The 19,832-nt window shown below is 72.7% G+C and carries 16 protein-coding genes; 9 read left to right on the top strand and 7 right to left on the bottom strand.

Annotated elements, in window-relative coordinates; translation table 11 throughout:
• Positions 1-26 precede the first annotated feature (26 nt).
• From BJ982_RS36030 to BJ982_RS36015, 4 genes are all read right to left on the bottom strand, one after another.
• Entirely contained in the window at positions 27-2,069 is a 2,043-nt protein-coding gene (locus BJ982_RS36030) for a PQQ-dependent sugar dehydrogenase (protein WP_184887600.1), read from the bottom strand.
• Between the two features lie 265 nt (positions 2,070-2,334).
• A complete protein-coding gene (gene mscL / locus BJ982_RS36025; protein ID WP_184887598.1) occupies positions 2,335-2,766 on the bottom strand; it encodes a large conductance mechanosensitive channel protein MscL in 432 nt (143 codons plus the stop codon).
• A gap of 202 nt (positions 2,767-2,968) precedes the next feature.
• The gene (locus BJ982_RS36020) at positions 2,969-3,208 is read right to left on the bottom strand and encodes a DUF397 domain-containing protein (protein WP_184887596.1); all 240 of its coding nucleotides are present in this window, start codon (positions 3,206-3,208) and stop codon (positions 2,969-2,971) included.
• Positions 3,209-3,346: 138 nt separating this feature from the next.
• Positions 3,347-4,189, bottom strand: coding sequence for a helix-turn-helix domain-containing protein (locus tag BJ982_RS36015; protein WP_184887594.1), 843 nt, complete (start codon positions 4,187-4,189; stop codon positions 3,347-3,349).
• Positions 4,190-4,601: 412 nt separating this feature from the next.
• Here BJ982_RS36015 and BJ982_RS36010 point away from each other — a divergent pair, with 412 nt between their 5' ends.
• The 6 genes from BJ982_RS36010 to BJ982_RS35985 all read left to right on the top strand — a co-directional run bounded on the left by BJ982_RS36010 (position 4,602) and on the right by BJ982_RS35985 (position 13,512).
• A complete protein-coding gene (locus tag BJ982_RS36010) occupies positions 4,602-4,910 on the top strand; it encodes a hypothetical protein (protein WP_184887592.1) in 309 nt (102 codons plus the stop codon).
• Between the two features lie 221 nt (positions 4,911-5,131).
• Complete coding sequence (locus BJ982_RS36005) at positions 5,132-6,451, top strand: family 8 glycosyl hydrolase (protein WP_184887590.1); 1,320 nt, start codon at positions 5,132-5,134, stop codon at positions 6,449-6,451.
• A gap of 133 nt (positions 6,452-6,584) precedes the next feature.
• Positions 6,585-8,690 carry a glycogen debranching protein GlgX gene (gene glgX / locus BJ982_RS36000; RefSeq protein ID WP_184887588.1) on the top strand — a complete coding sequence of 702 codons (2,106 nt, stop codon included), beginning with the start codon at positions 6,585-6,587 and terminating at the stop codon, positions 8,688-8,690.
• 70 nt (positions 8,691-8,760) lie between these two features.
• On the top strand, positions 8,761-10,986 hold the full coding sequence (treY, locus tag BJ982_RS35995) for a malto-oligosyltrehalose synthase (protein WP_239122717.1): 2,226 nt from the start codon (positions 8,761-8,763) through the stop codon (positions 10,984-10,986).
• Positions 10,987-11,039: 53 nt separating this feature from the next.
• Entirely contained in the window at positions 11,040-12,770 is a 1,731-nt protein-coding gene (gene treZ, locus BJ982_RS35990) for a malto-oligosyltrehalose trehalohydrolase (RefSeq protein ID WP_184887586.1), read from the top strand.
• Between the two features lie 217 nt (positions 12,771-12,987).
• On the top strand, positions 12,988-13,512 hold the full coding sequence (locus BJ982_RS35985; RefSeq protein ID WP_184887585.1) for an RNA polymerase sigma factor: 525 nt from the start codon (positions 12,988-12,990) through the stop codon (positions 13,510-13,512).
• Between the two features lie 39 nt (positions 13,513-13,551).
• Here the strand turns inward: BJ982_RS35985 and BJ982_RS35980 are convergent, their stop codons facing one another.
• On the bottom strand, positions 13,552-14,523 hold the full coding sequence (locus tag BJ982_RS35980; protein WP_239122718.1) for a MerR family transcriptional regulator: 972 nt from the start codon (positions 14,521-14,523) through the stop codon (positions 13,552-13,554).
• 237 nt (positions 14,524-14,760) lie between these two features.
• Between BJ982_RS35980 and BJ982_RS35975 the strand changes: the two genes are divergently transcribed.
• Together BJ982_RS35975 and BJ982_RS35970 are read left to right on the top strand one after the other, a co-directional pair.
• Entirely contained in the window at positions 14,761-16,041 is a 1,281-nt protein-coding gene (locus BJ982_RS35975; protein ID WP_239122719.1) for a cryptochrome/photolyase family protein, read from the top strand.
• The gene (locus BJ982_RS35970; protein WP_184887578.1) at positions 16,042-16,335 is read left to right on the top strand and encodes an MTH1187 family thiamine-binding protein; all 294 of its coding nucleotides are present in this window, start codon (positions 16,042-16,044) and stop codon (positions 16,333-16,335) included.
• A 23-nt stretch (positions 16,336-16,358) separates the two neighbouring features.
• Here the strand turns inward: BJ982_RS35970 and BJ982_RS35965 are convergent, their stop codons facing one another.
• Complete coding sequence (locus tag BJ982_RS35965; protein ID WP_260413917.1) at positions 16,359-17,132, bottom strand: SAM-dependent methyltransferase; 774 nt, start codon at positions 17,130-17,132, stop codon at positions 16,359-16,361.
• Between the two features lie 230 nt (positions 17,133-17,362).
• Here BJ982_RS35965 and pgm point away from each other — a divergent pair, with 230 nt between their 5' ends.
• Positions 17,363-19,012, top strand: a complete 1,650-nt coding sequence (gene pgm, locus BJ982_RS35960) for a phosphoglucomutase (alpha-D-glucose-1,6-bisphosphate-dependent) (protein ID WP_184887575.1) — start codon at positions 17,363-17,365, stop codon at positions 19,010-19,012.
• A 92-nt stretch (positions 19,013-19,104) separates the two neighbouring features.
• Here pgm and BJ982_RS35955 read toward each other — a convergent pair whose 3' ends face one another.
• Positions 19,105-19,782 carry a uracil-DNA glycosylase gene (locus BJ982_RS35955; RefSeq protein WP_184887573.1) on the bottom strand — a complete coding sequence of 226 codons (678 nt, stop codon included), beginning with the start codon at positions 19,780-19,782 and terminating at the stop codon, positions 19,105-19,107.
• Between the last annotated feature and the right edge of the window lie 50 nt (positions 19,783-19,832).

Below are 19,832 nucleotides of genomic sequence, written 5' to 3'. Positions count from 1 at the left end.
GCGCGGCGCCCGGGGCCGGGCCGGGGCTAGGTGATCGTGACCCGGAAGATCTTGTCCGAGCCCGCCGGCTCGCGTCCGGCGTTGTCGGCGTTGGTGGTGGACAGCCAGAGCTGGTCGGCGCCGGGCACCTTGGTGACGGTCCGCAGGCGGCCGTAGGTGCCGACGTAGTAGGCGGCCGGAGTGCCGACCGTATCGGAATCGCCGTTGATCGGGATCCGCCACAGCCGCTCGCCCCGCTGCGCGGCCATGTAGATCACGTTGCGGACGATCGCGATGCCGCTCGGTGACGCCTGCGACGTCGGCCACGTCGCCTTCGGGTTGGTCATGCCCGCGACGTCGCAGGCGCCTTCACAGGTCGGCCAGCCGTAGTTGGCGCCGGGCGTGATGAGGTTCAGCTCGTCCTGGAGGTTGTTGCCGAACTCCGCCTCCCACAGCCGGCCGTTGCGGTCGAAGGCCAGGCCCTGCGGGTTGCGGTGCCCCATGGAGTAGACCAGCGTGCCCCACGGGTTGCCCGGGGCCGGGGCTCCGCTGGTGGTCATTCTGAGGATCTTGCCGTTCAGCGAGTTCCTGTCCTGCGCGTTGTTGCCGTTCAGCGCGTCGCCGGTGGTCGCGTACAGGTAGCCGTCCGGCCCGAAGGCGAGGCGCCCGCCGTCGTGGTAGGTGTTCTTGGTGATGCCCTGCACCAGGACGGTGTACGTGGACAGGCCGGTGCCGTCGTAGGTCATCCGGGCGATCCGGTTGCCCTCCGAGGCGGTGTGCATGAAGTACACGTAGTGGTTGGTCGCCCACGCGGGGTCCACGGCCACGCCCATGAGGCCGCCCTCGCCGCCGGTGCTCACCGCGTTCGGCACGGTGCCGACCTGCGTGCGCGTCCCGTCGAGCGCCACCTTGTGGACGCGGAAGGTGTCGCGCTCGGTCACCAGGGCCGACTGCCCGTCCGGCAGGAAGGCGGTGCCCCACGGGATCGACCAGCCGGTGGAGATGGTGGTGATGCCGGAGGGGATGCCGCCGTCAGTGGAGCAGGGCGACGTCCGGAACGACACGCCGGTGCTCGGCGGGGAGGTGTTCTGCGCCGCGTCCCTGGCGACCACGGTCAGCGAGTAGGGGCTGTCGCAGGCCAGGCCGGTGACGGTGGTACTGGTCGGGGGCGGCGCGCCGGTCACGGTGGCGTACACATTGGAGCCGCTCCTGACCTCGTACGCGGTCACGCCCACGTTGTCGGTGGAGGCGTTCCAGCTCAGCCGCGCGCTGGTCGTGCCGACCTGGGAGACCGCGAGGCCGGAGGGCGCGGTGGGGGGCTCGCTGTCGGAGCCGGGCTCGGTCGTGCAGACGGCCTGCGTACTGCGGGCCGAGACGTTGCCGGCCGCGTCGCGGGCCCGCACCGACAGGCGGTACTCGGTGGCGGGCGAGAGCCCGGTGAGCTGCTTGGAGGTGGTGTTCCCCGGGGCCTCCGCGAGCTTGGCGGCGTCGTGGAGGATGTCGTAGGCGACGACTCCGGTGTCGTCGGTGGCGGCGCCCCACGTCAGGGTGAGGGAGTTGGCGGTGACGCCGGAGCAGGACGGCGCGCCGGGTGTGGTGGGCGGCTGGGTGTCGATGGGCTCGGCGACGGTGAGCCGGTCCAGGTTGGGGCCGCCGCCCGCGGTGGTGGCGATGGCGCGCACCTTGTTGGTGCCGGCCTTCAGCGTGGCGTTGACCGTCCTGGTCTGCCAGGTTCCCCAGCCGCCGGTCGGCGGGAACGACACGCCGGAGGCGGCCGGGACGCCGTTGACGGTGATGTCGAGCGGCAGGTCGCCGGTGGTCCCGTTGGCGTACCGGTAGGTCAGGCCGACGGTCCCGGCGGTGGCGGCGGTGACGTAGAGCTGGACGAAGCCGCCCGTCATGTCGAGGTAGTCGACGTAGCCCCTGCCGGTGTACCCGGTGTAGGTGGTGAAGACGCCGCCCTGCGAGACGGCGCCGTCCTCGGCCTGGTAGTCCTCGGCGGCGCCGGCCGGGGGCGCGGCCACCAGCAGGGCGGCGAGGGTGACGGCGACGCAGCCGAGGCCGCGCGGCCAAGGGTGGGGGGTGCGCATGGAGACCTCCTGGGCCTGGGAAAAATTGGACTTATCTTGTGGTCAACCTCGTGGTCAGAACTGGATGCATAGCTGTTTGTGGCTGTTTAAGTGCTATGACCGCCCGTGATGGCACGGAGGCGGCTCTGGTCAAGGTTCTGGCCGGAAAATACATCGGGTCTCTGACATGCGAAAGGTGCCGCGAGGAAATTCCGGACATCGATGTCCGGTCACCTCGGCGGCACCCCTCGTGACGCGCGCGCGAGCGGGGCGCGAAGCCCGGCGGTCAGGCCGGCGGGCGGTCGTTCGCCGGGACGGCGGCGCTCAGCTCGACGGTGCAGAAGGCGCAGCGGCGCGCGTCCACCGGGATGTCGCTGCGGCATTCCGGGCACTGCTTCTCGGTGCTCTTCTTGTCCCGGTCGAAGAAGGCGATCAGCCGCGTCATCGGCATCACGACCAGCCAATAGATGACCGCGGCGATGATGAGGAACGTCAGCAGGTGGTTGACGAAGTCGCCGTACTTGAACACGGCGCCGTTGACCGTGAAGGTGTACTGCGAGAAGTCGGGCTTGCGGCCGCCGGTGACGGCGGCGATCAACGGGGTGATCAGGTCGGCGACCAGCGCCTGCACCAGCCCGCTGAACGTGGCGCCGACCACGACCGCGACGGCCAGTTCCACGAGATTGCCGCGCATCAGGAACTTCCTGAATCCGCCCATTGCTGAGTCCTCCGGAGAGCGTTGATCTGCGAAGCGTCCGGCTCCCCCCGAGGTTCGGGGCAAAACCGGCCGGTGCGCACCACTTCCCCGGCGGAGACGATATACCCCCCGGCGCCCCTTGGCGTCTCGTCGGGCGGCGGCCGTGGGGGATGGGCCGGCGCCAAAGGCCGGGGCGGGCCCTGCCGGTCCGCCCCGGCGCGGGTCAGTTTTCGCCCGACGGCCTCTTGAGGCTCTGCACATCGAATTCGCCGTTCTTGGCGCCGTCGATGAAGACCTGCCATTCACTCTCGGTGTAGAGCAGCGCAGGATTCGCGGGGTCCTTCGAGTCGCGTACGGCTATCAACCCGTCCACGATCGCGACCTCGACACAATTCTTGGTGGTACAGCGAGCGGCCGTGCGCCACTCGACCGCGGGAAAATACGCGGTTGAAGAAAACCTCATTGATTCCCCTGACGGTGCCGGGCATGACATGGCTCACCGCGATGGCGATCCATCATCGGCAGTATCCCATCTCATGATCGTCAATAGGACCGCGCCGGACCGCCGGGCCGGAGCGCGCCGTCGGCCCCGGACGGCCGGTCAGCCGGCGTAGGTTCTGTTGACCTCGGCGATGCGGGCGGCGGACGCCTCGGGCCCGAGGGCGAGCGCCGTCAGGCGGTGCGCGGCCTCCCGGCAGATGGCCAGCTCGGAGGGCTTCTCCAGGTATTCGGCGCGCGTGATCGACTCGACGTAGGCGATGTCGGAGAGCCCGGGGTCGCTCATCTCCAGCAGCGTGAACGCGCTGTTGAATCCCATGTGCGCCCCCACGGAGAACGGGATCACCCGCACGCTGACGTGCGGCAGCCGCGTCCATTCCACGACCCGCTCCAACTGGGCGCGCATCACCGCGGCGCCGCCCACGGGGCGGTGCAGCACCGATTCGTCGAGAATGACGAGATGGCGCGGCGGCGACGCCTGCCGCAGGATCCCCTGCCTTTTCATGCGCGTCTCGACGCGTTCCCTGAGAACGCCCTCATCGATCTCGGGCAGCACCGCCCTGATTATCGCGCGCGCGTATTCGGCGGTCTGCAGGATTCCCGGCACCGCGCAGGTGTCGTAGACGGTGATGGCGGACGCCTCGGTCTCCAGCCCTATGTAGAGGCGGAAGTCGGGGTCGTCGTAGGTCTGCCACCACCCCGGCTGCCTCGCCTCGCGGGCCATGCGCATCAGGCTCTCGGTCTCGGCCTGGTCCGCGCCGTAGATCAGGCACAGGTCGCGCACGTCCCGGGGGATCACGCCGCGCCGGCCCGTCTCGATCCTGCTGATCTTGGCGGGCGAGCACTCCAGGCGCTGGGCGGCGTCCTCGATGCTCATCCCGGCGTCCTTGCGGAGCTCGCGCAGCCTCGTGGCGAGCTGGCGGCGCCGCAGGGTCGGGTTGGCCATCGGCGCTCACCTCTTCCTGTCGTCGTGCGCGGGGACGCGACGCCGCGCGGCGGGCCGGGATCGCCGCGCCGGTAAGGCACGCGTGGTCACAGTCCAGCGTATTGGCCGCGGGATCGGCACGCGCGAATCACCGAGGCTGTCCAACCGGAGAGACTTCTCTGGCAATTGCCATTGGCGGTTGCCTTTAGCACGAAGCAGGGTAAACAGAAGGTTAGCCCCTGACCGGGCGGACGTCCCCGGGCCGAGCCGGACCCTCGCCCGAAGGACGCCGGCCCGCGGGGCGGGGGGATGCCGCGCCGACGGGGGCGCGGGGGCCGGGCGCCGCAGGGCGCGTGTCGTGACGGAGCGGTGCGGGGCGCCGGGCCGTCCCTGGAGACCACTCGACCATCAGGGAGCGAGAGGACGATCCTCTATGAATGTCGGTCCGGCCGGGCTCACGGCGAACCTGTGGGCGCTCATCCGCGCGCAGGCGCTGGCCCGGCACTGGGAGCTCAGCGACGCGCTGTTCGCCGAGATCGACGGGTTCGCGCTGGTGCAGGGCTGGGCGATCAGCCGCCACCGCACCCGGCACGTCTACCGCGACCCCCGGTTCGACCGGGTGGTCGTCTGCTGCACCTGCGGGGGCGACGGCAAGGGGGAGGGCGGCCGGGCGTGCCGCACCTGCAAGGGGGACGGGCTGCTCAACTTCTTCGAGCCGCCGCGGCGCGGGCGAAGCGCCTGACGGCGCCGGCGTCCGGCGGCCCGGTACGGCCGGGCCGTACCGGGGTCTGGTCGCCGCTTCGAACTGCGCGGACCAGTCTGGCCGAACGGCGGGCCGCCGGTGCCCGGTCACGCCCACGGGAGAATGCCGCTATGGTCACGGGACCTTAAGAACCTTTCCCGACGCCTACGACCCGCCCATCTTCCCGCCCGAACACGCCGCTTGAGGAGAGGACGCCCCAGGTGCTGGGTTCCGCCGGTCTCCGCCGCCAGGTCCGCGCCACCCTGCTCGCCACCCTGCTCGCCACCCTGCTTGCCGCCGTGCTCGCCGCGGCGGCGGGCTGCGCGCACGCCCCCGCCACGCCCTCCCGGGACGCCGGGGCGCCCTCCCGGGGCGGCGCCGTGACGCCGGGCCCGGCCGTCCCGTTCGGCGGCCACCGGTTCCCGTACGCGGCCGGGACGCTGACCCCCTCGGCGCCGCGCGAGGACCTCGACCGCGCGGTCGTCGCCCACTACACCCGGTGGAAGAAGGCGTTCCTCAAGCGGAACTGCGGCCACGGCTGGTACCAGGTGATCTCGCCCGACGCCGACCACCCGTACGTCGCCGAGGCGCAGGGCTACGGCATGGTGATCCTGGCGACGATGGCCGGGGCCGACCCGGAGGCCAGGACGGCCTTCGACGGCATGGTCGCCTACATGCTCGCCCATCCGTCGGTGAACGACCACGACCTTCTCGCGGCCGAGCAGGACTCGCGGTGCCGCAGCGTCAACGGCTCGGACTCGGCGACCGACGGCGACCTCGATGTGGCCTACGCCCTGCTGCTGGCCGACCGCCAGTGGGGGAGCGCCGGCGTCCACGACTACCGGAGCCTGGCGATCCGGCACATCGACGCGATCAAGGCGAGCGAGATCAACCCCCGCACGCGCCTGACCCGCCTCGGCGACTGGAGCACGCCCGGCGACCCGACGTACTACGTCACCCGCTCCTCCGACTGGCTCCTCGACCGCTTCCGCGCGTTCGCCAAGGCGACCGGCGACCCGGCCTGGGACGAGATCAGGGCCGCGCACCAGCGCCTGATCGCCGCCCAGCAGGCCAGGTACGCCCCGCGGACCGGGCTGCTCGCCGACTACGTCGTCGCCACCGGCACCGCCCCGAGGCCCGCGCCGGGCCAGGTGCTGGAGGACGCCCACGACGGCGCGTACTACTGGAACGCCTGCCGGGACCCGTGGCGGATCGGCGCCGACGCCGTCACCGCCGGCGACCCGGCCTCGCGCGCCGCCGCCCGCGCGATGAGCGCCTGGATCAGGCGCGCGACCGGCGGAGACCCGGACAGGATCGCGGCCGGCTACACGCTCAAGGGCGCCCCCATCGACGAGGGGGAGGAGCCGGCGTTCTTCGCCCCCTTCGCCGTCGCGGCCATGTCCGACCCCGGCGCCCAGGCATGGCTCGACGCCCTCTGGGCGAAGATGGCCCGCACGCCCGTCGTGCCGTCCGACTACTACGCGGCCACCGTCCAGCTCCAGGTCATGCTGGTCGTCAGCGGCAACTCGTGGACGCCCTGACGTGTGACGGTCGTGTTTCCGGCCGAGTGTCCGGGCCGCTTCCCACGGGTCCGGTCGAGTAGCCTGGCACACACTGCCGCTTCGGCGTGCATGGTCGGGGAACATGGGGGCAAACCCCTATCCGGGTGGTGACATGATCGAAACTTGGCCCGGCGATCCCTATCCGCTCGGGGCTACATATGACGGCGCGGGGACGAACTTCGCGCTCTATACAGAAGTGGGCGAGCGCGTGGAGCTCTGCCTGTTCGACGACGCAGGGAAGGAGAGACGTGTCGAGCTCACCGAGATCGAGGGCTTCGTCTGGCACGGATACCTTCCGGGCATAGGCCCGGGGCAGCGGTACGGCTATCGCGTCCACGGGCTCTACGACCCTGCGCGCGGACACCGCTGCAACCCCAACAAGCTCCTGCTGGACCCGTACGCCAAGGCCATCGAGGGCGGGGTGCGGTGGGACCAGGCCGTGTACGGCTACCGCTTCGGCGAGCCGGACAGCCGTGACGACTCGGACTCCGCGGCTCACGTGCCGAAGTCCGTCGTGGTCAACCCGTTCTTCGGCTGGGGGCACGACCGTCCGCCCGCGACGCCGTACCACGACACGGTCATCTACGAGGCGCACGTCCGCGGGCTGACCATCCAGCATCCCCGCATCCCCGAGCGCATCCGCGGCACCTACGCCGCGCTCGGGCACCCGGAGATCATCGACCATCTGACCGGTCTCGGGGTCACCGCGGTCGAGCTGATGCCCGTGCACCAGTTCGTCACCGACGACACGCTCCAGCAGCGCGGCCTGACCAACTACTGGGGCTACAACACCATCGGCTTCTTCGCCCCGCACAACGCCTACTCCAGCTCCGGGGAGCTCGGCGGGCAGGTGCTGGAGTTCAAGGCGATGGTCAAGGCCCTGCACGAGGCCAACATCGAGGTCATCCTCGACGTCGTCTACAACCACACCGCCGAGGGCAACCACCTCGGGCCGACGCTCAGCATGCGCGGCATCGACAACAAGTCGTACTACCGGCTCGTGGACGACGACCAGCGCTACTACATGGACACGACCGGCACCGGCAACAGCCTGCTGATGCGCTCGCCGCACACGCTGCAGCTCATCATGGACTCCCTGCGGTACTGGGTCATCGAGATGCACGTGGACGGCTTCCGCTTCGACCTCGCGGCCACCCTGGCCCGCGAGCTGCACGAGGTGGACCGGCTGTCGGCGTTCTTCGACCTCGTCCAGCAGGACCCGGTGCTCAGCCAGGTCAAGCTCATCGCCGAGCCGTGGGACGTCGGCCCCGGCGGCTACCAGGTGGGCAACTTCCCGCCCCGGTGGACGGAGTGGAACGGCCGCTACCGCGACACGATCCGCGACCTGTGGCGCGGCGAGCCCGCCGCGCTGCCGGAATTCGCCTCGCGCCTCACCGGCTCCAGCGACCTCTACCAGGACGACAGCCGCCGCCCCGCCGCGTCGATCAACTTCGTGACCTGCCACGACGGTTTCACCCTGCGCGACCTGGTGTCGTACAACACCAAGCACAACGAGGCCAACGGCGAGGGCAACCGCGACGGCACCGACGACAACCGGTCCTGGAACTGCGGCGAGGAGGGCCAGGCCGGGGTCGCGGTCGAGGCGCTGCGCGAGCAGCAGAAGCGCAACTTCCTGGCCACGCTGTTCCTGTCGCAGGGCGTGCCCATGCTCTCGCACGGCGACGAGCTCGGGCGCACCCAGGGCGGCAACAACAACGCCTACTGCCAGGACAACGAGATCAGCTGGGTCGACTGGTCCGACGTCCGCGAGAACTGGCTGCTGCTGGAGTTCACCCAGCAGCTGGCCCGGCTGCGGCGCGACCACCCGGTGTTCCGGCGCAGGCGGTTCTTCTACGGCCGCGCGGTGCGCGGGTCCGGCGACGAGCTGACCGACATCGCCTGGCTCACGCCCGCGGGCGTCGAGATGACCGACGCCGACTGGCACAACGGGTACGCCAAGTCGCTGTGCGTCTTCCTGAACGGCGAGGCCATCACCGAGCCGGACCGGCGCGGGCGCCGCATCGTGGACGACTCGTTCCTGCTGATGTTCAACGCCTACCACGACACGATCGAGTTCACGATCCCCAAGGACTTCGGCGAGGCGTGGATGCCCGAGATCGACACCGCGGTGCCCATCAGCGTCGACTCCGCGCTCTACCGCGCGGGCGACGAGGTGCCGGTGGCGGGCCGCTCGGTCCGCGTGCTGCGCCGCGCCTGACCCCCGGCCGCTCCACCACACGACCGCACGGCCGCCTCGCCGGAGGCCCGACTCTCCCGGAAGGAACGACGTGACCGACCCCGTGAAGCCCCAGGCGCCGGTGAGGCCCACGGCGACCTACCGGCTGCAGCTCACCCCGGACTTCGGCTTCGCCGAGGCGGCCGAGCTCACCTCCTACCTGGCCGAGCTCGGCGTGAGCCACCTGTACCTCTCGCCGATCCTCCAGGCGGCGCCGGATTCCCGGCACGGCTACGACGTCACCGACCACTCCCGCGTCCGCGAGGAGTTCGGCGGCATGGCCGGGCTGCGCCGGCTGGCCGCGCGGGGGCTGCCGATCGTGGCGGACATCGTGCCGAACCACATGACGATCCCGGTCCCCGAGTCCGGCAACGCCCGGTTGTGGGACGTGCTGCGGCACGGGCCGGGCGCCGCCTCGGCCCGGTGGTTCGACCTCGACTGGATCGGCGGCCAGGTGGCGCTGCCCGTCCTCGGCCCCGGCGCCGACCCCGAGGCGGAGGTCGTGGCGGACGGCGACGTCCTGCGCTACCACGACCACGAATACCCGCTGCGCGGCGACGGGCGGCCCGCCGACCAGTTCTACCGCCTGGTCTCCTGGCGGGACGCCCCCGGCTACCGCCGCTTCTTCGACGTCTCGTCGCTGATCGGCCTGCGCGCCGAGGACCCGGAGGTGTTCGAGGCCACGCACGAGGTCATCCTGCGGCTGGTGGACGAGGGACTGGTCACGGGCCTGCGCGTGGACCATCCCGACGGGCTCGCCGACCCGCGCGGCTACCTGGCCCGGCTGCGCGGGCGCGCCCCGGTGTGGACGGTCGCCGAGAAGATCCTGGTCGAGGACGAACGGTTGCCCGGCGACTGGGCGTGCGAGGGCACGACCGGCTACGACGCGCTGAACATGGTGACCCGCCTGTTCGTCGACCCGGACGGGGAGGAGCCGCTGCTGGACGTCTTCGTCCGGCACACCGGCTTCCCGCCCGACTACGACGCCGTCCGCGACGAGGCGAAGAAGCAGGTGCTGGAGCGGTTCTTCACCGGCGAGGTCGACCGCCTCACCCGCGAGGTGCCGGAGCTGCGCGAGGCGTTCGTCGAGCTGCTCGCGGCCATGCCGGTCTACCGCGCCTACGCCGTGCCCGGCGAGGAGCACCCCGAGGAGACGCTGCGCATCGTCCGCGCCGCCGCCGAGGCCGCGTCCGCGAGGACGAACCCCGAGGCGGTCGCCAAGGCCGCCGACCTGGTCCTGTACGGCCCGCCGGAGACGGTCGTGCGGTTCCAGCAGACCTGCGGGCCGGTCATGGCCAAGGGCGTGGAGGACACCGCCCTGTACCGCTGGTACCCGCTGGCCTGCCTCAACGAGGTCGGCGGCGAGCCGGACCACTTCTGGGTGTCGCCCGACCGGTTCCACCGCTACTGCGAGGGCATGGCGCCGCACACGATGACCACGCTCTCGACCCACGACACCAAGCGCTCCGAGGACGTCCGCGCCCGGCTCGCCGTGCTGTCGGAGCTGCCCGCCGAGTGGGCCGAGGCCGTCGCCGGATGGACGGCCCAGGTCTCCTTCGACCCCAAGCTGGACTACCTGGCCTGGCAGAACCTGATGGCCGCCTGGCCCATCGACGCCGGCCGGTTCGCCGACTTCCTGGCCAAGGCCGCCCGCGAGGCCAAGACCTCGATCTCGTGGGCCGACCCCGACCCGTCCTACGAGCAGGGCGTCCGCGAGTTCGCGGCGCGGGCGATCGAGGTGTGCGGCCCCTCGGTGGCGGCGTTCACCGAGCGCGTCGACCGGTACGCCCGCGCCAACTCCCTCGGCCAGAAGCTCGTGCAGCTCATGATGCCGGGCATCCCCGACGTCTACCAGGGCTGCGAGACCACGGACTTCTCACTGGTGGACCCCGACAACCGGCGTCCGGTCGACTTCGCCTACCGCCGCTCGCTGCTCGGCGGGCCCGGCGCCGACAGCTGGGACGCCGCCAAGCTGCTGGTCACCGCCTCGGCGCTGCGGCTGCGCGCCCGCGTCGGCGAGGACCTGCCGTACGTCCCGCTGGACACCGAGGGCATCGGCCGGGACCACTCGGTGGCCTTCGCGCGGGGCGAGCGCGCGGTGGTCGTGGTCACCCGCCTGCCCGCCGGGCTGGAACGCCGCGGCGGCTGGGGTTGCGCGCCCGTCGGCCTGCCGCGGGGACGCTGGCGCGACGTCCTCACCGGTGTCCCGCACACCGGCCGGGTCCCGTACGCTCACCTGCTGGCGCGTTATCCCGTGGCGCTCCTGGAAAGAGAGTAGGCCTCGGGCCGTCCGCACGGCTGACGGCACGCTTCCATGAAGGCGGGAGGAACATGTTCGAGGTGTGGGCGCCGACGGCGGACCGGGTCGAGGTCGAGATCCACATCGACGCCGGCAAGACCGAGCGGCACGCGATGACCCGCGGCCGGGACGGCTGGTGGACGGCGCAGGTGGCCGGCGCCGGGCACGACACCGACTACGCCTTCAGCGTGGACGGCGGCGAGGCGTTCCCCGACCCGAGGACGCGCCGCCAGCCGTCCGGTGTGTTCGGGCCGAGCCGGCTCTACGACCACGACCGCTTCCCGTGGAACGACCGGGGGTGGCGCGGGCGCGCCCTGCCCGGCTCGGTGATCTACGAGGTGCACGTCGGCACGTTCACCCCGGAGGGCACCTTCGACGCGGCGGCGGGCCGCATCGGCCACCTGGTGGACCTCGGCGTCGACTTCGTCGAGCTGATGCCGGTCCCGCCGGTGCCGGGCCGCCACAACTGGGGGTACGACGGTGTCGACCTGTACGCCGTGCACGAGGAGTACGGCGGGCCCGACGGCCTGAAGCGGTTCGTGGACGCCTGCCACCGCGCGGGCCTCGGCGTGCTGCTCGACGTGGTCTACAACCACCTCGGGCCGTCGGGGAACTTCCTGGCCCCGTTCGGGCCCTACTTCCACGAGTCGGCGTCGTCCTTCTGGGGGCAGGCCGTCAACCTCGACGGCAGGCACTCCGACGAGGTGCGCCGCTACTTCATCGGCAACGCGGTGCAGTGGCTGCGCGACTACCACATCGACGGCCTGCGGCTGGACGCCGTGCACGCGCTGCACGACAACCGGGCCGTCCACTTCCTGGAGGAGCTCGCCACCGAGGTGGACGCGCTGTCCACGGCGCTCGGCCGGCCGCTCACGCTGATCGCCGAGGCCGACATGAACGATCCCCGGCTGGTCACCCCGCGCGACGCCGGCGGGTACGGCCTGGCCGCCGCGTGGAACGACGACGTGCACCACGCGCTGCACGCGGCGGTCAGCGGCGAGCGCCACGGCTACTACGGCGACTTCGGGTCGATGGGCGCGCTGGCCAAGGTGCTGACCCACGCCTATTTCCACGACGGCACCTACTCCAGCTTCCGGGGGCGCGGGCACGGGCGGCCGGTGGACCGCCTGCGCGTCCCGGGCCACCGCTTCGTGTGCTGCGTGCAGAACCATGACCAGATCGGCAACCGCGCGGCCGGCGACCGGCTGCCGGCCGACGCGCTGAAGCTCGGCGCGGGGCTGCTGCTCACCTCGCCGTTCACGCCCATGCTGTTCATGGGGGAGGAGTGGGGGGCGAGCACGCCGTTCCTGTTCTTCACCGACCACGTCGAACCGCACCTGGCGCAGGACGAGGGCGAGCGCCGTGAGCGGGAGTTCGTCGGGTTCGGCTACGACGACTGGGGCGCCACGGCCCCCGACCCGCAGGACGAGGCGACCTTCCACCGGTCGAAGCTCGACTGGACCGAGCCCGCCGAGCCCGGCCACCGCGAGGTCCTCGCCTGGTACTGCGACCTCATCGCGCTGCGCAAGGCACAGCCGGCCCTGGCCGACCCCCGCCTGGACCGGGTATCGGCCGAGTTCAGCGAGGAGGGCCGCTGGATCGTCGTCCACCGCGGGCCGCTGCGCGTGGCGGCCAACCTCGGTGAGGCCCCCGTGACCGTTCCGGTGACCGGGCGGGTCCTGCTCGCCTCTGACGCCGTCACGGCGACCTCCGAGGGCACCACGCTGCCGCCGCGCTCGCTCGCGGTTCTCGACCCCTCCTGATCCCGCGCCCACGGGTGGCCGTGGGCTCTTCACGATCCGGCCGGTGGATCTCCCGGCCGGATCGTTCGCGTGTCCGCCTCGTGGCCAGGTGCTCGCGTGCGCTGGACGAACCTTGGCCGACGCGTGCCCCCCGTTTGGCGGGTCCGGGTTGCTTTCCCGTCGCCGTTCCGGATATGAATAGGTTTTGAGTAAGTTTTTGGGAGACGGGGAGCGGCGTATGGCAGGCACACTGGGCGAGCGGCTCGCGGGCGGCGACGACGACGCCCTCGCGGAATGCCTGCGCGCCCACGCGGCTCTGATCACCGGCTACCTGCGCAGGCTCGTGCCCGCCCAGGACGTCGAGGACGTGCGGCAGGTCGTGTTCTCCGAGGTGTGGCGGTCACGGCGCCGCTACGACCCCGAGCGCAGCCTGGAGGCGTGGATCCTCGGCATCGCCCGCAAGCGCGCCATCGACCACCTGCGGGCCCGCGTGCCGGTCACCGTCCCCCTCGACAGCGTCGGCGAACCGGGCGGCGCCGACGGGCGCGAGACGGCCGACGCGCTCGGGCGGCGCGACCAGGTGCTGCGGGCGCTCGCCGTGCTCCCCGGGCCGCAGCGCGAGGCCATCGAGCTGGCCTACTACGGCGACCTGACCCAGCGCGAGATCGCCGAGCGGCTCCACATCCCCCTGGGCACCGTCAAGGCCCGCACGGCGCGCGGCCTGCACCGCCTGTCCTCGGTCCTGTCCGCCCGCGCCGCCTGACCGGATGCCCGGCCGCCCGGCGCCGTGTCCGGCCGCCTGTCAGCCGAGGGTGGCGTGGACCTCCGCCACGGCCTCGCGCAGGGACCTCACGTGGGTGACCCCCGCGGGCAGGCCCGGCCACCAGCCCGGGCCGCCGACGAGCACCCGGGACGCGGGGCGCAGCGCGGGCAGCGTTCCCAGCGGCGCGGGGTCCCCCGTCTCGCGGAGCTGCGACCAGACGAACACGGCCAGCGGCCCGAGGCGCCGCATGGCGTCCCCGAGCGCCGCGTGCGGGGTGCGCGGGCCGAGCACCCGGGTCTCCAGGGCCAGCGTCGTGGTCAGCGTGGCGGCCAGCGCGTACACCGGAAGGCTGTGCTGCTCGTCCTGCGCGCAGGCCAGCAGGATCGGACGGGGATGCGCCGGGCCGGCGGGCCTGCCGGTGCGGTGGCTGAGCGCGCTGAGGAGCCGCTCGGAGAACATGTGCTCGATCTCGACGCCCGCCCCGGTGCCGGCCTGCCTGCGCATGATCGCGTCGAAGACCGGCAGCGCCAGCCGCTCCCACGTCCAGGCCACCCCGTGCCCGTCGAGGGCCGCCTCCAGGCCCTGGGCCACGGCCTGCACGTCCAGGTTGAGCGCGGCCCTGGCCAGCGTGACGGCGCTCGGCGCCGCCCCCTGCCGGTCCGGGCGTTCCCGCGAGGGCCGGCCGGGCGCCGCCGGAGCCCCCTCCACAGCGGGCGGGCCGTCCGTGCGCGAGGGCGCGGCCAAGGACGACGCCGCCGCCTCCGGCCGTGCGCCGAGGGCCAGCTGGGCGGCCTCGGAGGGCGGCATGCCCGCCTTGACCAGCCGGTTCATCTCCTCAAGGCGCAGCAGGTCACCCGTGTCGTAGCGGCGGTGGCCCCCCGCGCTGCGACGGCTCGGGCCGATGCCGTACCGCGCGTTCCAGGTGCGCAAGGTGGGCGCGGGCACGCCGAGCCGCCGGGCCACGGCTCCGATGCCGTAGCTCGGTCCCTCCTCCGCGCGCTCCCCGCTCACCACCGCGTCCTGTCCGCTCGTCCGTCCCGCACGGTCCCGTGGCCGTAACCGGCCCCCGGCCGTCCCGGTCGCCCCGTCCGTGTCCGGGGCCACGGGCGTCGCCGGGCGCTACCAGCCTGCCAGGCGCCGGACATCGTCCGGACCCCTTCACCGGGTACTTCGGCGAGAAACCGCGCTCCGGACGCAACCGTTCCCGGCGGCACGACCGAATTCCCTGACGTGGACCATCCGGACACAGTGATCATTCTCCACAATCGGGACCTGCGGGTGCACGACCACCCGGCCCTGGTGGAGGCGTGCGCGCGGGCCCGGCACGTCGTGCCGCTGTTCGTCGCGGACCCGGCCATCCGCCCGCGCCACCGGGCGGGCTTCCTGGTGGAGGCGCTGGAGGACCTGCGCGCATCCCTGCGCGACCTCGGCGGCGACCTGGTCGTACGGCACGGCGACCCGGTGGCCGAGGCGCTCCGCGTGGCGGGCGAGACGAGGGCGTCCGCGATCTGGGCCTCGGCGGACGTGAGCGCGTACGCGCGGGCGCGCGAGCGGCGGCTGGAGCGCGAATGCGCCGCGCACCGCCTCGACTTCCGGCTCTTCCCGGGCGTCACCGTCGTCCCGCCCGGCCTGCTGCGGCCCGCCGGCGGCGACCACTACCGGGTGTTCACGCCGTACTGGCGGGCCTGGCGCGACGCCGGGCACCGGCAGGTGACGGGCCCGCCCCCGCTGGTGCGGCTGCCGCCGGGAATCGAGCCCGGCGGGCTTCCGCCGGGGCCGCGCGGCCCGTACGGGCACCTGCGCGGCGGCGAGACCGTCGCGCGCAGGCGGCTGGACCTGTGGCTCAAGCTCTGCCTCGCCGACTACGCGGACGGCCACGACGAGCTCGCCGAGGACCGGACGTCCATGCTCAGCCCCTACCTGCGGTTCGGGTGCGTCTCACCCGGGGAGGTCGCCGCCCGGGCGACCGGCTACCCCGGCGCCGAGGCGTTCGTCAGGCAGCTCTGCTGGCGCGACTTCTTCCACCAGGTGGCCCTGGCCTTTCCCGACCTGCCGCGCCGCGATTACCGGCCGCGCCGGGTGGACTGGAGCGAGGACGGGCACGCCGCCGACGCCTGGCGCGCGGGCATGACCGGAGTGCCCATCGTGGACGCGGGCATGCGCCAGCTCCGGACCGAGGGGTGGATGCACAACCGCGCCCGCCTCATCGTCGGCTCGTACCTCACCAAGCGGCTCGGAATCCACTGGCGGGTGGGCGGCGAGCACTTCGCCGACCTGCTCCTGGACGGGGACGTCGCCAACAACTGGGGCAACTGGCAGTGGGTCGCGGGGACGGGCAACGACACCCGGCCGAACCGGGCGCTCAACCCTCTGCGCCAGGCTCGCAGGTTCGACCCGGACGGCGACTACGTCCGCCGCCACGTCCCGGAGCTGGCCGCGCTCCCCGCCTCACTGATCCACGAGCCGTGGAAGGCGGCGCCCAAGGTCCCCGGATACCCGGCGCCGCTGCCGACCCCCGACAATGGATAGATGATCATCGCATTCTCCGTGACCCCGCTCGGCGTCGGCGAGGACGTCGCCGGGCCCGTGGCCCGCGCCGTGCGCGTCGTCCGCGACAGCGGCCTGCCCAACAGGACCGACGCCATGTTCACCACCGTCGAGGGCGAGTGGGACGAGGTGATGGACGTCGTCAAACGCGCCGTGGAGGCCGTCGCCGAGGTCGCCCCGCGCGTCAGCCTGGTGCTGAAGGCCGACGTCCGCCCCGGCGTCTCCGACGCGATGACGGCGAAGATGGAGTCCCTGGAACGCCACCTCGGCGCCTGAGCCCGCTGCCGGGCGGTACGGGGTCAGCGCTTGCGGGCCACGCCGCCCCAGCCGAGCCGGGCGATGCGCGCGGCGATGTCGGGGAAGACGAAGCGCCGCTGGTCCACGGGCTCGAAGTCGCCGAACAGGCGCTCGATCTCCGCGACGCCGCGCGGCACCAGCGTGATGCCGGACCGCGCGTAGAGCTCCCGCAGCCGGGCCATGTCGGCGGCGCGCTCCGGCGTCGTGCTGAGGTGGGTGATCACCAGGTGGCTGCCCGGGGCGAGCAGGTCGCGCAGCATGGCCACGTGCTCCCCGGGCTCCTCGACGAAGTGCAGGATCGCCACCATGAGCAGACCGACCGGCCGGTTCCAGTCGATGAGGCCGGTCCTGGTCACCTTGTCGCGGATGTCGCCGGGCGCGCGGACGTCCCCGTCGATCATGGCGACGGTGTCGGTGTTCGCCAGCAGCGCGCGGCCGTGCACGCACACCACCGGGTCGTTGTCCACGTACACGGTGCGCGCGTCCCGCGCGACCGCCTGGGCGACCTGGTGCACGTTGTCCTGGGTGGGCAGCCCCGCGCCGATGTCCACGAACTGGCGGATCCCGCACTCCCCGGCGAGGTACCGGACGGCGTTGCCGAGGAACAGGCGGTTGTGGCGGACGCCGTCCCGGGACTCGGGGAACAGCCGGGAGACCTGCTCGGCCGCCTCGCGGTCGGCCGCGAAGTTGTCCTTGCCGCCGAGCATGTAGTCGTAGACGCGGGCCGGATTGGGCGTGCGGACGTCGAGGGCGTCGAGTGCCGTGGTCACGCGCATCTCCTCCTCACGGTTCCGGCCGGTGGCCCGAATCGGGAATCCTCCCAACCTAGTGCGACACAGCAGGTCGGATCAGTGCCGAATTTTCGGCGTGCCGTTAGGTGGGGGTTCGGTGCGCCCCCTCCGGCTGAGTAGCATCGGCCCCGGCCCGGGTTCTGATATCCGTATGAACCGGACCGGCCGAGGGTAGTGCCACCGCAGCGGAACAAGCGTGTGACGAGGGAGTTCTCATGGTGCACGAGCGCGCCGGCAAGCCGGCGCAGGCGTCCGACCTGGTCGATGTGCCCCGTCTCGTGACGGCGTACTACGCCCTGCACCCCGACCCTGGCCGCCCGGAGCAGCGGGTGTCCTTCGGCACCTCGGGCCATCGCGGCTCCTCCCTCGACACGGCCTTCAACGAGGACCACATCGCGGCCACCAGCCAGGCCATCTGCGAGTACCGCGCCCGGCAGGGCGTGGACGGCCCGCTGTTCCTCGGCGTCGACACCCACGCGCTGTCGGAGCCCGCCCGGGTCACCGCGCTGGAGGTCTTCGCCGCCAACGGCGTCACCGTGCTCATCGACTCCCGGGACGGCTACACCCCGACCCCCGCGGTCTCCCACGCCATCCTCACCCACAACCGGGGCCGTGCCTCGGGCCTGGCGGACGGCGTCGTGGTGACGCCCTCCCACAACCCGCCCTCCGACGGCGGCTACAAGTACAACCCGCCGAACGGCGGCCCCGCCGACACCGACGCCACCTCCTGGATCCAGGACCGCGCGAACACGCTGATCGCCGAGGGGCTCAAGGAGGTCAGGCGCGTCCCCTACGCGCGGGCGCTCGCGGCCGACACCACCGGCCGGTACGACTTCCTCGGCTCCTACGTCGACGACCTGCCCGCCGTCGTCGACCTGGACGCGGTCCGCGGCGCCTCCGTGCGCATCGGGGCCGACCCCCTCGGCGGCGCGAGCGTCGCCTACTGGGGCGAGATCGCCGAGCGGCACCGCCTGGACCTCACCGTGGTCAACCCCGCCGTCGACCCGACCTGGCGGTTCATGACCCTGGACTGGGACGGCAAGATCCGCATGGACTGCTCGTCGCCGCACGCGATGGCGTCCCTGATCGCCGGCCGCTCGGCCTACCAGGTGGCCACCGGCAACGACGCCGACGCCGACCGGCACGGCATCGTCACCCCCGACGGCGGGCTGCTCAACCCCAACCACTACCTCGCCGTCGCCATCTCCTACCTGTGGAACCACCGCCCCGGCTGGCCGGCCGGCGCCCGGGTCGGCAAGACCATGGTGAGCAGCGGCATGATCGACCGGGTGGCCGCCGACCTCGGCCGCGAGCTGCATGAGGTGCCGGTCGGGTTCAAGTGGTTCGTCGGCGGGCTGCTCGACGGCTCGCTCGGCTTCGGCGGCGAGGAGAGCGCGGGCGCGTCGTTCCTGCGGCGCGACGGCTCGGTGTGGACCACCGACAAGGACGGCATCATCCTCGCCCTGCTGGCCTCCGAGATCGTCGCGGTGACCGGCGAGACCCCGAGCGAGCTGTACGCCGGGCTCGTGGGCCGGTTCGGCGCCCCCGCCTACGCCCGCGTCGACGCGCCCGCCACCCGCGCGCAGAAGGCCGCGCTGGCGCGGCTGTCCGCCGAGGACGTCACCGCGGGGACGCTCGCCGGAGAGCCGGTCACCGACGTGCGGACCGCGGCGCCCGGCAACGGCGCCCCGCTCGGCGGGCTCAAGGTGTCCACCGAGAGCGCCTGGTTCGCCGCGCGCCCGTCGGGCACCGAGGACGTCTACAAGATCTACGCCGAGTCGTTCCAGGGCCCCGACCACCTGGCCCTCGTGCAGGACGAGGCCCGCACGCTGGTCGCCGCGGCGCTGCGGCGCGCCGGGGCCTGAACGCGCGCGCAGGAGGCGGAGACGCCCTCAAGCCGCCCGAGGTGACACCCGGCGCGCCCGCCCCGATCGGCGGGCGCGCCGGCGGCGTCCGGTCAGGGAAGCTTCCACTCCACGGGGTTGGCCCCCTGCTGGGTGAGCAGGTCGTTGGCGCGGCTGAACGGGCGGCTGCCGAAGAAGCCGCTGCGCGCCGACAGCGGGCTCGGGTGGGCCGACTCGATGGCCGGCACCGCGCCGAGCAGGGGCTTGAGCGACCGGGCGTCACGCCCCCACAGGATGGCCACCAGCGGGCCGCCGCGGGCGACGAGCGCGCGGATGGCCTGCTCGGTGACCTCTTCCCAGCCCTTGCCCCGGTGGGAGGCGGGCTTGCCGGGCGCGACGGTGAGCGCCCTGTTGAGCAGCAGCACGCCCTGGTCGGTCCACGGAGTCAGGTCGCCGTTGGACGGGGGAGGGTAGCCGAGGTCGGCGGCGTACTCCTTGAAGATGTTGACCAGGCTGCCCGGCAGGGGGCGGACGTCCGGCGCGACGGCGAAGCTCAGGCCGATGGCGTGACCGGGGGTGGGATAGGGATCCTGCCCGACGATGAGCACGCGCACCTGGTCGAACGGCTGCTGGAACGCCCGCAGGACGTTCGCGCCCGCGGGGAGATATTGCCGGCCCTCGGCGATCTCTTGCCTGAGGAAGTCGCCCAGCGCGGAGATGCGCTCGGCGACCGGCTCCAGGGCGGTTGCCCACCCCGATTCGACGACTTCATGTAATGGACGACCGGTCATGCCGGGATCCTAGCCGTGACGGCCGACAACCGGACGCCGACCGGCGGCAC

Origin of the sequence: Sphaerisporangium siamense (assembly GCF_014205275.1) — a bacterium.
Lineage (GTDB): Bacteria > Actinomycetota > Actinomycetes > Streptosporangiales > Streptosporangiaceae > Sphaerisporangium > Sphaerisporangium siamense.
The sequence above is the reverse complement of the archived record's forward strand: the minus strand, read 5'-3'. Positions and strand labels throughout refer to the sequence as shown.

Coding starts and splice junctions, on each gene's coding strand:
- BJ982_RS36030 (WP_184887600.1), bottom strand. CDS start 2,069: ATGCGCACCCCCCACCCTTGGCCGCGCGGCCTCGGCTGCGTCGCCGTC.
- mscL (WP_184887598.1), bottom strand. CDS start 2,766: ATGGGCGGATTCAGGAAGTTCCTGATGCGCGGCAATCTCGTGGAACTG.
- BJ982_RS36020 (WP_184887596.1), bottom strand. CDS start 3,208: ATGAGGTTTTCTTCAACCGCGTATTTTCCCGCGGTCGAGTGGCGCACG.
- BJ982_RS36015 (WP_184887594.1), bottom strand. CDS start 4,189: ATGGCCAACCCGACCCTGCGGCGCCGCCAGCTCGCCACGAGGCTGCGC.
- BJ982_RS36010 (WP_184887592.1), top strand. CDS start 4,602: ATGAATGTCGGTCCGGCCGGGCTCACGGCGAACCTGTGGGCGCTCATC.
- glgX (WP_184887588.1), top strand. CDS start 6,585: ATGATCGAAACTTGGCCCGGCGATCCCTATCCGCTCGGGGCTACATAT.
- treZ (WP_184887586.1), top strand. CDS start 11,040: ATGTTCGAGGTGTGGGCGCCGACGGCGGACCGGGTCGAGGTCGAGATC.
- BJ982_RS35985 (WP_184887585.1), top strand. CDS start 12,988: ATGGCAGGCACACTGGGCGAGCGGCTCGCGGGCGGCGACGACGACGCC.
- BJ982_RS35970 (WP_184887578.1), top strand. CDS start 16,042: ATGATCATCGCATTCTCCGTGACCCCGCTCGGCGTCGGCGAGGACGTC.
- BJ982_RS35965 (WP_260413917.1), bottom strand. CDS start 17,132: ATGCGCGTGACCACGGCACTCGACGCCCTCGACGTCCGCACGCCCAAT.
- pgm (WP_184887575.1), top strand. CDS start 17,363: ATGGTGCACGAGCGCGCCGGCAAGCCGGCGCAGGCGTCCGACCTGGTC.
- BJ982_RS35955 (WP_184887573.1), bottom strand. CDS start 19,782: ATGACCGGTCGTCCATTACATGAAGTCGTCGAATCGGGGTGGGCAACC.